Source organism: Planktotalea sp. (genome assembly GCF_965659345.1).
GTDB lineage: Bacteria > Pseudomonadota > Alphaproteobacteria > Rhodobacterales > Rhodobacteraceae > Planktotalea.
Window position 1 is genome coordinate 204,113 of record NZ_CBFHVK010000004.1, and the last position, 11,741, is coordinate 215,853.

Below are 11,741 nucleotides of genomic sequence, written 5' to 3' on the forward strand. Positions count from 1 at the left end.
TAACCTAACTCAAGCGAGCCGCGTCGCGCGCGGGCTTTCATCCATTTGAAACGTCAGATGATCGAGCAAGCGCATCGATAGCATGGCTTTGGTGCTCGCGTAGTCTGGATCATCCCACAGGTTCCTACACTCACGCGGATCAGTTTTGAGCTCATAAAGTTCACCCCAATCTTCACCCGCAAACACCGTCATGCGCCAATCGGCAGAGCGGAGTGTACGTGCGCGCACGGCTTTGCTGAAACCCATGCGCGGACCGCCATCATTATGCTCGATCATGACTTCATCACGATGCGCAGCAGTACCATCCAATGCGCCCAGAAAACTCTGCCCTTGCATGCCGTTGTAAGGTGCCAGACCTGCGCGTTCGAGAATGCTGGCAGAGATATCAATGGTCGAAGCCATCGTCTCTGTCTGCACTTCAGCACGCGTCTCAGGGTCAGACCAGATCATCGGAACCCGCGTGATAGAAGGCAGCATGATCGGACCCTTCAGCATCAGATTGAAGTCACCCAGGTAGTCCCCATGATCCGAAGTGAATATGATCACCGTATTATCATATTCGCCCGACGCTTTCAGCGCTTCGATCACGCGGCCGATATGATCGTCGATCATAGTTATCATGCCAGCGGTCAGCGCTTTGGCTTCGCGGATGTGTTGATCGCTCGCGCGGAAAGGCATTTGGGGGATCGCTGGCTCGATCCCTTGTTCAAACATCTTGCTCTCGTGCTGCATCGGCCGCGTTGGGTTTTCGTGCGCGTCATAAGGCAGATCCACATCGAAATCATTGGGGTCATACATATCCCAATATTTGCCCGGCGGATTAAACGGGTGATGCGGATCGGGGAAGGACACAAAAGCAAAGAACGGGTCATCTGCGTCTTTGCGCCCCTCTAGATATTCGACCGCTTTATCTGCAACCCAAGCTGTCGGGTATTTATCCTCAGGAACTGGCGTTCGATAGGCTTGTGGGCAGGTATAGTCATGCGCAAGCTCGTTTGCAGGAGCGTGCAGCTCTTTCCAGTTCGGAACCGTCTCACGGAACCATTGACCATATTGACCGCCACACTGATCCCCGTGGCTTGTCACCATATCAACGTGCTGGAAACCGTAGTAGGGCGTTTCAAACGGTGCATCAGAGGGTTTATCAAAGCTCGCGGGTTCTTCCTTCGTGTAACGACCCACGTCGTCTTTCCAAGCTTCAGGCACCAAACGCTCCACACCATCCGGTTTGCGCAAAGGCGGCTCATCCGTAAAAGGTTGCAAATGGCTCTTCCCGATGCTCGCCGTCGCATAGCCACCCGCAGCCAGTACATCGACGAACGTATTTGCACGTTCGGACAGCAAGCAACCATTGTGGCGCAATCCATGCACTGACGGCATACGCCCCGTGAAGAGCGACGCACGATTGGGCATGCACACTGGCAAAGCAACATGGAAGTCTTCGAAACGAGTCCCCTGCGCTGCAATCGCGTCGATGTTGGGGGTCTTCACCACAGGATGCCCAGCGCAGCCAAGCCAATCCGCACGATGTTGATCTGTAATGAACAGAAGGAAATTTGGCTTCTTTATCATCTCAGAACTCCATTATGCAGCGGCACTTTGACGTTGCGAAAAGCGGTGCAAAATCAAGACACCGAAACCAACTGCAATCGCACTGAAGTGGATCATTTCAGGCTTCGCCATAATCATCCCCGCAATCACAAGGCGGATCACCACCCAAGGAAGAGGCAGGGGACCAGTATCAAAGCGCGCCAAAGCGCTGGCCACGAAATAAAGCGCAAAGATCAATCGCGCGAGCAACCAAAGCAACGATGTAAACACCACGCCATCCTCATAACCCGGTAGAAAATCCTTGTTTGGGCTGGCTGGATCAATCAGCGCTTGATCAATCAACAAAAGCTCTGGGTAAAATGCGAAGACAAACGGGATAACAAACATCACAATTCCAGAGCGCACAGCACTGAACCCTGTCGCCATTGGTTCTGCTTTGGTGATAGTGGATGCCGCAAATGCGGCAAGCGCAACCGGCGGCGTAATCGCAGATGCAACAGCAAAATAAAAGATGAACATATGCGCGGTGAACGTCGCAATTCCGAGCCCGATCAGCAAAGGCCCCATCAAAAGCGCCACATTGATATAGGCAGGCACAGCAGGCATGCCCATGCCAAGTAGAACGGCCAACAGCATGGTAATGCCCAGCGCAATGAATTGCATATAAACGCTATCGCCACTGCCGAGATCAAGCGCCAGCAAGAAGCGTAATACATCAACTGCAACGAACTTGGAGAGGCCTGTGAAGTTCAAGCAGACGTCGATTACTGTGACCGCAAGGAACATAAGGTAAAGCGTAGACAGTGTGATCCCCGACTCCGCCAGCGCATCCAGTACAAGGCGCGGCGTCTTGCGAAAGTCTTTGTCTAAAAACAGGAGCAAAATCACGAAAGCTGCGCCCCACCATCCAGTGGCACCAGCATCGCCAGCTGCATTTTGATAGAGCTGTAGGAACCAAGGCAGACTTGTTGCGCGACAGACACCATCATTGATAACCGTCTGCGCGCCCAGCAACCAACCAAGCGGGCCACATCCAACAGCATCTTTTGGTGTCAAAAGCAGAATGAGGATCAGCAAGATTGGCAAGAAGATTTGCATGAGATGCAGAATATCTTTGCGATTGATGTGCATGTCCTCGGTGAGCTCACCGTAAGCTTCGATCCCTTGTTTGCGAGATTGGAACATCGCGGTCAAAAAGAGACAGAAGAAATATGCGATTGCCGGGATGGCCGCCGCAACAATCACATCCCCATATGGTGTGGCCGTAAGCGCCGCGAGAATGAAGGCTGCAACCCCCATAACAGGCGGCATGATAGAGCCACCAGATGATGCAGCTGCCTCAACACCACCCGCAAAAGTCGGGCTAAACCCACGTCTGAGCATCATTGGAATAGTCAAAACACCCGTAGAAAGCACGTTGGTAACCGGGCCACCGGTGATTGTTCCAAACATAGCAGACGACACAATCGCAGCATGCGCCGGGCCACCGCGCAAATTGCGCGTCCAGCGGAACGCAAGTTTGATCAAAGCTTGACCCCCAGCTGATTTGCCAAACATGGCACCCAAAATAATGTAGGGGAATACAACGTTCATAATCACGTGCATGAACCGTCCAAGCATCCCGGACGCGTTGTTTACCAGCGCATCATGCACATTGGGACGACCGTCCAAGAAAGTGCGCGGCTCACCACCGAGCTTTGTCATCAGGTACTTGTTGATGTCATCAGGACCGTGGAAATACCAAACAAACACCGTGCCAATCGTGTAAAGCGCCATCGCCAATGCAACGAGCACAAGCGGCAAACCCCAGACTTTGATATTGTACCCAAGAAACACTAGCATCGAGACACCCATGATAAGCACCAACCAAATGCCTGTCGTAGACACACACTTAGGATCATCCACCGTTTGGGGAACCGGCAATCCAAAGTCCTCTGCGAACTGAATTTCTTTTTGCAAAGACTCTGCGATCAATCGTGCGCGATCACCGTTGGCAAGATCGATCAGGCATACACTGTCGATTTCGATCAGATACGTTAAGGATATCAACAGCGCCGAAACCACCAGTGCGACGTCCATAAACAGGCCAAAAGCTGAGCGATTGGTTCCTTGCCACGCGCGCCACATTGAATGTTTGAGCGCGACAATGACCATCATCACAAAGAACACAATCGGGTAGAACCACTCGGTCGCGAAGGATTGTGCCTTCAAATCTTTATAGCCCGTCACACCACGCCACAGCTCTTCCCAACCCGGAATGAAAGGGGTGCTATTCACAATACCCACAAACACGAAAATCAGCGCTAGAATATAAAGCGTTCTGTTAGGAAAGACGGCTTTACTCGGAGTGGAGTGATCAGGAACTGATGTATCAGTGCTGGACATGGGGCAACCTCAATGGGTGGACGTGGCAACGCCGCCCCGAGAAGGGGGCGGCGCGCGTTTACTTTTCAGATGTTAAGATCACATCTTTTCTTTGGCGCAATCATCAATCTCGAATCCGGCTTCTTCCCATGCACGCACAGCGCCGTTGTGATACACCATTGGGTTTGCGCCACACATGCCAAGCATAGGATTGTCAAAAGCAACAGTGTTACCAAAAGGGGCTTTCGCCTTTAGCGCGTCAAGCGAGCCGATGTAGGCGGACACGAGGTTGTAAACCAACTCTTCATCCATGTCCTTGTGGACGACATCGCCGCCAACCGTCGCAAAACCGCGGAATGTGTCATCCTCAGAAACGACCGTGAATTGATCGCCAAGTGCTGCAGCGGCTTCGGCAACAGGCATAATGATTGGCGCACTGCCTGGTGCTTTGATGTACTTCTGCATAGCATCTGATTCAAAGACGTCTATTGGAAGCGACCAAGCTGTCATTTTACCAGCTGCGCTCAGCGTGGATGTCCGACCACTTGGGAACACCTCAGGCAGAACAATCGCGTCAGGACCACCGCCACCGATGACTGTTGTCGCCTGACCCCAGTTGGACTGGATGCCTTCATAGCCTTCGCCCTCTTTCAGGCCAGCAGTGATCTGAATCATGGCACGCGCATTAGTCAATGCACCCCCACGTGGCGGACCGTTGAAGATCTTTTTACCCTCTAGATCATCCCAGCCACCAATTCCTTTGGAATCGTATGCAAACAGCATGAAGTTACCCAAGATATAAGGATAGATAGAGCGCAGATTGCTTGCGAGCTCAGCGCCTTTTTCGCCACCCAATTCGCCATATGGGCCCACGCCACGCTGCATCAAGAACGGCAAAATATGCGGCGCGCTTGCGATATCTGTTTTGCCCTCTGCGACGTTCTGTAGCGAGTTGGTCAACGTTTGCCCATCAGCAAGCTGAATATTCGCGATGCCTTGCGTGCCTGCGATTTCGACCAAGTGGCTTGGTGCGAGGTGAACAGAGCCACCAGGGCTTGCTGTTTCAGCCGTCAAATTGACCTGCGCCATCGCTGGCGTTGTCAGAATTGCACCAGTCAGTAGTGCTGCGTATGCAGTAAATTTCATAGTTTCCTCCCAAAAACTGTTATCCTCTTCAACCTTCACTACTTCAAAAAGCTTAGCAAGGAACATTTGCTGTATGTTGAATAGAAAAGTACATTTACAACCCAAGAACGAAATCAGCGACGCGCCCTGCAATCATCATTGTCGGTGAATTTGTGTTACCTGACACCAATGCTGGCATGACCGAACAGTCCGCAACCCTCAGGTTTTCAATTCCGTTCACTCTCAATTCGTGATCAACAACAGCACTTGGACTATCACCCTTGCGACCCGTCCCAGCTGGATGAAAAATGGTGCGCCCATTTTTTGCGAATTGCATCATCAAGCGAGTTAGAACCGACACGCGTATCAAGGGATGGATCGAACCAGACCTCTTCGCTCACAACATCGCACAAATCAGCTGGCTCAAGCGTAGGATATTGCCTTCTCTCCTCGCAGGATATCCCATAGGCTTTTTCAAAATAGTTTTTCGGGAGAACTTATATGCGCGTAGCACTGACAGGCGGAGCCACAGGAATTGGCGCAGCGATCGCCCAAAAGCTTAAAGCCGCGGGCCATCATGTAACAGCGTTTGATATTGGCGATCCTGGGCCAAATGCGGATCACTGGATCAAAACCGACCTAAGCGATCCCAATTCTATTGCCAACGCGCTTGACGCTGCTGAGGGTCCGTTCGATGCACTGATAAACAATGCTGGACTGCCCCCGCGCGAAGGGCTGGCTGAATTGGTGCTAAAGGTGAATTACATTGGTCTTTGCACGTTCCTTGATGGGATGCTCGATAAGCTTGCAAGCGATTCAGCCATCGTGAACACCGCGTCGCGTGCTGGGGCTGCATGGCGTGACAACCTTGATCAAATCAAAGCACTTATGGCGCTCTCCAACTCGGATGTCGCACGCTTTGTTGTAGACCAAAATATGGATGCGACCCGCGCCTATAATCTAACAAAAGAAGCGGTGATCGTGATGACCATGGCACGCGCAGAAGAAATGACCCGTCGTGGTTTGCGCATGAATTCCGCTAGTCCTGCTGCTGTTAGCACAGGAATATTGGATGATTTCATCACAGCCTTTGGTGAAAAGGTTGCCAAGAATATCGCGCGCGCAGGCCGCGCAGGTCTGCCCGACGAAGCAGCAGACGTGATCATCTTCCTAGCCTCGCCCGAAAGCGCGTGGATCAAAGGGCAAGACATCGTCATTGATGGCGGCATGAGCGCAATGGCGATGTCCGACGCTTTGGAACTGACCTAAGTTCATTACATTTGTGTCAGGGCCTGCTTGCGAAAATCAGTAGGCGATTGCCCCGTCGTTTCGCGAAACGCTCGGTTGAATGGCCCAAGGGAGCTAAACCCAACGTCAAACGCAATCTGAAGGATTGTTTCTTCGGATGCTTCCGGCGCTTGCAAGCGTTTGATCGCCGCATCAATGCGCGCGCGGTTAATGAAACTCGCAAAATTTCGGTGTCCCAAGCCACGATTGATCGCTTTGCGCACTTGATGCTCAGGCGCGCCGACTTTTTGGGCAAGGCTGCCGACTGTTAACCCTTCGACCTGCCAAACACCTTCGTCCATTGCTTCAAGAATGCGGCGCACCAGCGCTGTTTGCTCCGTCGAACGTTCTTGTGGCGTTGGTTTGTCGGTAGCGTCTGGCACGGTTTCACCCGGCCAGTTACTCAAGTTCGCTTTCAACGCCCAAATCGCAAAAGTGGTAAGGAAAAACCAAAATACAGTGGATTGCGCCAGCGCAACATTGGTCGATTGAAACCCTTTCAAAGGCGTCGCTGTGATGGCTTGCACCATTGAGTAAACGAGCAGGAATGCTGACATCAAAGGTCGCAAACGACGGCGTGCGTCTTGTAAATCGCCCCGTGCAGAATACAAAATAAGCGTCAGCAAAGCCAAAAAGTGAAGGACCGCATAGCCGCGCAAAAACGGGGTGATCTGAGGCCAGAGCGGCACTGACAACAAGGCCATATTGATCAGCGCAGCTGACCCGAGCCAAAGCCATCTATATCGCTTTTCATCAAGAAAGATCGTGAGCGCAAACCACGTGATGCCCAAAGCACCAAGCGTTCCTATAATTTTCAGCACCCAAACAATATCAGCCGATGCCCCTGCATTTTCGACGAGGTGGCTCCAACTTTTTGCAGTTGATGCAATCGCGAGCAGAGTCCATGCAAACTGAGCTTCACGCGCGATGCGACTAAGCCAGATAAGAACAGTCAGGATTAATATCGTTCCAAGGGTTGACCCACGAACCGCAAAATCAAGTATGTTTAAATCCAAACGCGCCCCCGGGTTTCATGCGTACATGATGCCCAAAAGCGCGTATTTGTCTAGATTTTTGACACTTCGGACAAAGCCCTTAAGCAGGCAGTTGTGCGCCCTGTGCAAGCTCGCGCGTTGCGGCGTGGCGCTTCATCGCTGCGTGAATCACGAAGCCCATTTGCGGCTCTACCTTCATCAACAGCGCCGCAAGCCAACCAGGAATACGGGTGACACGCTGCATGCCAATCGCGCAACGAAAGCCTTCGATCCCGAGCGAGCATAGCGGCGAAGCAACAAGATCCTCGATACGTACATCAAACCGCTGACGTGCTATAAGCAGATCACGCGCTGTGCTTTTAACAATATCCCATTCCTGACGAACTGCACGACGCTCTGCCCAGCTTGCTTTAGCGCGCTCCATTGCTTCAAATGGATCGCTGCAAGACGCATGATATCCGCACTCTTTCGTAGGTGTGAAGACCATCCAGAGCAACTCGCCCTTAAGCGTCACTGCGCGATACGCCGCCATCTGGCCATCATCAGATGTTACTTTGTTTCCCCGATCAAAATACAGCGGTACCCAGTCTGCTTTGGTGAACACCATGTCTGTGCTGTGGGACAAAATCTCTTGATCAATCAAGGACGTCATCTGACGCTGTTTTGCAAGCTGAAGGCGGGCAGCTGTGTGTGTAATTTTTGTCATGGTCATCATCCTGTTGCGTTGGGTCATGTGTTGTTTTGAAAAGTGATGACCTCTTCTCGCTAACACTTGACCTCAACACGCGCCGTTTTTCGAAAAAGCGTAGTTTTTTCCAAAAATGACGCGGTTTTTTCAGAATCGACGATGATTTCCCGAAGGGGGAAGCAATGGTGCCTCGTCGCTTCCTTAGCGACTTGGATTCGAAACACGACAGAAATATCCGGCAATAGCTAAATTGAGCGCTTGGCTAAAATCGATACTCAAACTACCTGACAAGTGTCTGTGCGGCACCTGCAAACACTAAGCTTTCACAAAACTTAATACCTTTACGTATCGCGTGCTTCTTCTCAGCTTGACTGCGAAGTTCGCTTTTTTGTCAGATCGATTTGCTTTTGGCGCTCACGAAAACGCGCTTTATCCTGCTCAGTGGTCTCATCAAAGCATTGATGGCACGAGACACCAAGCTCAAAACCGTCCCGCTTGACGTCTTCTGGCATGATCGGACGTCGACATCCGAAACACATCTGATGAGGTCCAACTTCCAATCCGTGCCCAACGGAAACACGGCCATCAAAAACGAAGCACTCACCGTTCCAGGTCGACTCCTCTTGCGGCACGTTTTCAAGGTACTTCAAGATGCCGCCCTTCAGGTGAAAAACGTCCTCAACGCCTTGGCTTTTTAAATAGCTCGTCGATTTTTCACATCGAATGCCACCCGTACAAAACATCGCGATGCGCTGGTTCTCGAAACGTTTTTTGTTTTGCTCCCACCACGCAGGAAACTCTCGAAAACTCTTGGTTTTGGGATCAACCGCTCCTTCGAACGTGCCAATCGCCACTTCGTAATCATTGCGTGTATCTATCACGACGACATCATCGGCGTTGATAAAATCGTTCCAGTCCTCTGCTTCAACGTACTGGCCGACAGCCCCACGGGGATCAACATCGGGTTGACCCATCGTTACGATTTCCTTCTTCAGTCGAACCTTAAGCTTACTGAAGGGTTCATCAGGGCTTTCGCTCAGTTTCCATTCCAAGCCAGAAAATTCGGGACGCGACTTCAGAAATTCTAAGAGCTGGCTTATGGACGCCTTTGACCCAGCAACGGTGCCATTGATCCCCTCACGCGCAAGCAAAAGCGTGCCTTTGATCTGCAGGCTCTCGCATTTATTGCGAACCAACGTCTGCATTGCAGGCAGGTCGGTGATTGGGGAAAAGTGATAGAGCGCGGCTATAGTATACATGCGCGCACGCGTAGCTGATTTTGACCCCTTAAAGCAAGTAAACTAAGAAGCTAATACAACGTTTTGCCAATGACTGGATAATCACATGACCGCTACCACTGCATTGCTTGTAATCGATGTTCAAAATGACTTTTGTGAAGGTGGCGCACTGGCCGTTACCGGCGGTTCAGAGGTGATTGCGCCCATAAACAAAATGATGGAAAGCTCGGAAATCATTGTACTTTCTCAAGATTGGCACCCCGAAGACCATCAGTCTTTTGCAACAAACCATCAAAATCGAAGCCCTTACGAGCTCGTGGATATGCCCTATGGACCGCAAGTTTTATGGCCCGCACACTGTGTCATTGGGACAAGCGGCGCAGACTTTCACCCAGATTTAAAGACGGGCTTGGCCCAAATGGTAGTGCGCAAAGGGTTTCGCCGCGAAATTGACAGCTATTCCGCGTTTTTCGAGAACGACAAGACGACCCCAACAGGCCTTGATGGATATTTGAAATCGCGCGGCGTGACGACTGTCACCCTTGCCGGTTTGGCCTTGGATTTTTGTGTATATTACAGCGCCATGGACGCGCAGGCCCTTGGATATAAGGTCGTGGTCGAAACTGATGCGTGCCGAGCAATAGATCTGGATGGCAGCCTTGATGCTGCATTGAGCGCGATGCGAAACGCGGGAATCCACATCAAATAAAAACGTTGTCCGATTCGTTAAGGTTTTGATGTGATCACTGCCGCGATTAGCGACGTGAGTAACAGGGGATGCCCCAACAAAACCAAGATCAGAAACTGACGTCAAAGCCACTGAACGCATCCATTGCGCGTTTTCAAAAATACGCGCGTGGACGCATAAAGCACTTGGCAAAACGGCAGATCTTGACCGTCATTGGATCAGGCTTTGTCGCGCTTCACACCTCCGTTTTTGTTGGGCTTCTGGCAGCATGCATCGCCTTAATCGGTGAAATCATCGATTTTATTTGTTTGAAACGACAATTGAAGGCGCTTGAAAACGGAAGACAATTTTCGTTGGTTAACACGCGCGCGAGCATTAGTGCCGGCTTTCAAGCAATCTGTACTGCAATTTGTATCCTGATGGCCGAAAGCTTGCCCCAAGACGGCATTGGCATCTATTTCGCACTTGTTTTTCTCATGTCGGCAACCCTGAATGCAGGTCTGGTGCTCCCCTACCACAAACTTAGCGCTCATGTGCGGCTATGCATTTACTTCACGACTTTCCTTATAATCTTGATCCAGCAATATTTGCGCTCTGGCCGCGCATTTGACGCCTTTTTGACTGACGCACTTACGATGACGATGATGGGTTATATCGTATATGTTGTTTTGCAATTTGTGGTGTCCAGTCATGAAAAACACCTCTCGAACACGAAGCAGATTCTAGCAACGTCCCAGGCGCTCGAAGCCTCAGATAAATTGAAGCGTGAATCCCAAGAGTTAGCGCGAAAGTTATCTTTGGTCGCGCGGCACGCCAACGACAGCATCGTTATATCGGACCCTACGGGCAGCATTACTTGGGTCAACGAAGCCTTCACCAAGATAACGGGCTACAAGTCCTTTGAAGCGATTGGTAAGACACCTGCCGAATTGCTCAATGATCCTAACACCAGCCCAGAAGTGACAGAGCGCATCGCGCATCACATTCGGCAAGGAAAACCCGTGCGTACAGACGTTTTGAACCGACGCAAAGATGGGACATCAATCTGGGTTGAAACAAACATAGTCCCTATCAAAACTGAGGACGGTCAGGTCGAAATGATTGTCGCGATTGAACGCGATATCACAGCCATCAAAGAACACGAAAAACAGCTCGCTGAAGCCAAGATCCAAGCAGAACAGGGGGAACAAGCAAAGAGCGAATTTTTAGCGACGATGAGTCATGAAATCAGAACACCGATGAATGGCATTTTAGGGCTTTCCGATCTCTTGTTTGAGTTGCCTTTGCCCAAAGAGGCACATTCTTACGCTGCCACAATAAGGGACTCTGCTGACGCCCTACTGACGATAATGAACGACGTTCTCGACGTTTCAAAATTGGATGCGGGTCAACTCAGCATTGATCCGGCCCCTTTTGATTTAGCATCATGCTTTCACAAATGCATCGATCTGCTTGCACCTCAGGCGAGCCAAAAGGGAATTTACCTTGACGTGGTGCAAGACACAGAGCTTCCAATAGATGCCCTAGGCGATGATGGTCGCGTCCGGCAAATCCTTTTGAATGTGATTGGGAATGCTGTAAAATTCACTGCTTTTGGCGGCGTAACAGTCCGACCTAAAATAGAAATGGCAAAAAACGGCTATGTGTTTATCGTCGATGTAATCGACACTGGGATTGGCATCCCAACGGATCGCGTCAATCAGGTGTTTGATAAATTTCAACAAGCAGACGGGCTTTGTTGCACAAATCGGTCTGAGGCCGATCTCCCCCTTACCCCAGACGGATTTAGCCTACAGCCACGGTAC

10 protein-coding genes are annotated in these 11,741 nt (G+C 50.9%); 3 read left to right on the top strand and 7 right to left on the bottom strand.

What is annotated here, in order from left to right; all coding sequences use genetic code 11:
- Positions 1–9: 9 nt before the first annotated feature.
- The 4 genes from ACTG3Z_RS04645 to ACTG3Z_RS04660 all read right to left on the bottom strand — a co-directional run bounded on the left by ACTG3Z_RS04645 (position 10) and on the right by ACTG3Z_RS04660 (position 5,380).
- On the bottom strand, positions 10–1,572 hold the full coding sequence (locus ACTG3Z_RS04645; RefSeq protein WP_439141539.1) for a sulfatase family protein: 1,563 nt from the start codon (positions 1,570–1,572) through the stop codon (positions 10–12).
- A 12-nt stretch (positions 1,573–1,584) separates the two neighbouring features.
- A complete protein-coding gene (locus ACTG3Z_RS04650) occupies positions 1,585–3,936 on the bottom strand; it encodes a TRAP transporter permease (RefSeq protein ID WP_439141541.1) in 2,352 nt (783 codons plus the stop codon).
- 78 nt (positions 3,937–4,014) lie between these two features.
- Positions 4,015–5,061 carry a TAXI family TRAP transporter solute-binding subunit gene (locus tag ACTG3Z_RS04655; RefSeq protein ID WP_439141543.1) on the bottom strand — a complete coding sequence of 349 codons (1,047 nt, stop codon included), beginning with the start codon at positions 5,059–5,061 and terminating at the stop codon, positions 4,015–4,017.
- A gap of 94 nt (positions 5,062–5,155) precedes the next feature.
- Positions 5,156–5,380, bottom strand: a complete 225-nt coding sequence (locus ACTG3Z_RS04660) for a GMC oxidoreductase (RefSeq protein ID WP_439141544.1) — start codon at positions 5,378–5,380, stop codon at positions 5,156–5,158.
- A 161-nt stretch (positions 5,381–5,541) separates the two neighbouring features.
- Here ACTG3Z_RS04660 and ACTG3Z_RS04665 point away from each other — a divergent pair, with 161 nt between their 5' ends.
- Positions 5,542–6,309: an SDR family oxidoreductase gene (locus ACTG3Z_RS04665; RefSeq protein WP_439141545.1), complete on the top strand. Its 768-nt coding sequence runs from the start codon at positions 5,542–5,544 to the stop codon at positions 6,307–6,309.
- Positions 6,310–6,314: 5 nt separating this feature from the next.
- Here ACTG3Z_RS04665 and ACTG3Z_RS04670 read toward each other — a convergent pair whose 3' ends face one another.
- The 3 genes from ACTG3Z_RS04670 to trhO all read right to left on the bottom strand — a co-directional run bounded on the left by ACTG3Z_RS04670 (position 6,315) and on the right by trhO (position 9,269).
- Complete coding sequence (locus ACTG3Z_RS04670) at positions 6,315–7,343, bottom strand: helix-turn-helix domain-containing protein (protein WP_439141546.1); 1,029 nt, start codon at positions 7,341–7,343, stop codon at positions 6,315–6,317.
- Between the two features lie 79 nt (positions 7,344–7,422).
- Positions 7,423–8,028 carry a hypothetical protein gene (locus tag ACTG3Z_RS04675; RefSeq protein WP_439141547.1) on the bottom strand — a complete coding sequence of 202 codons (606 nt, stop codon included), beginning with the start codon at positions 8,026–8,028 and terminating at the stop codon, positions 7,423–7,425.
- Between the two features lie 344 nt (positions 8,029–8,372).
- Positions 8,373–9,269, bottom strand: a complete 897-nt coding sequence (trhO, locus tag ACTG3Z_RS04680) for an oxygen-dependent tRNA uridine(34) hydroxylase TrhO (RefSeq protein WP_375264960.1) — start codon at positions 9,267–9,269, stop codon at positions 8,373–8,375.
- A gap of 85 nt (positions 9,270–9,354) precedes the next feature.
- Here trhO and pncA point away from each other — a divergent pair, with 85 nt between their 5' ends.
- Both pncA and ACTG3Z_RS04690 read left to right on the top strand, forming a co-directional pair.
- Entirely contained in the window at positions 9,355–9,957 is a 603-nt protein-coding gene (gene pncA / locus ACTG3Z_RS04685) for a bifunctional nicotinamidase/pyrazinamidase (RefSeq protein ID WP_439141549.1), read from the top strand.
- 68 nt (positions 9,958–10,025) lie between these two features.
- The coding region (locus tag ACTG3Z_RS04690) for a PAS domain S-box protein (RefSeq protein ID WP_439141550.1) at positions 10,026–11,741 on the top strand (1,716 nt) is incomplete at its 3' end.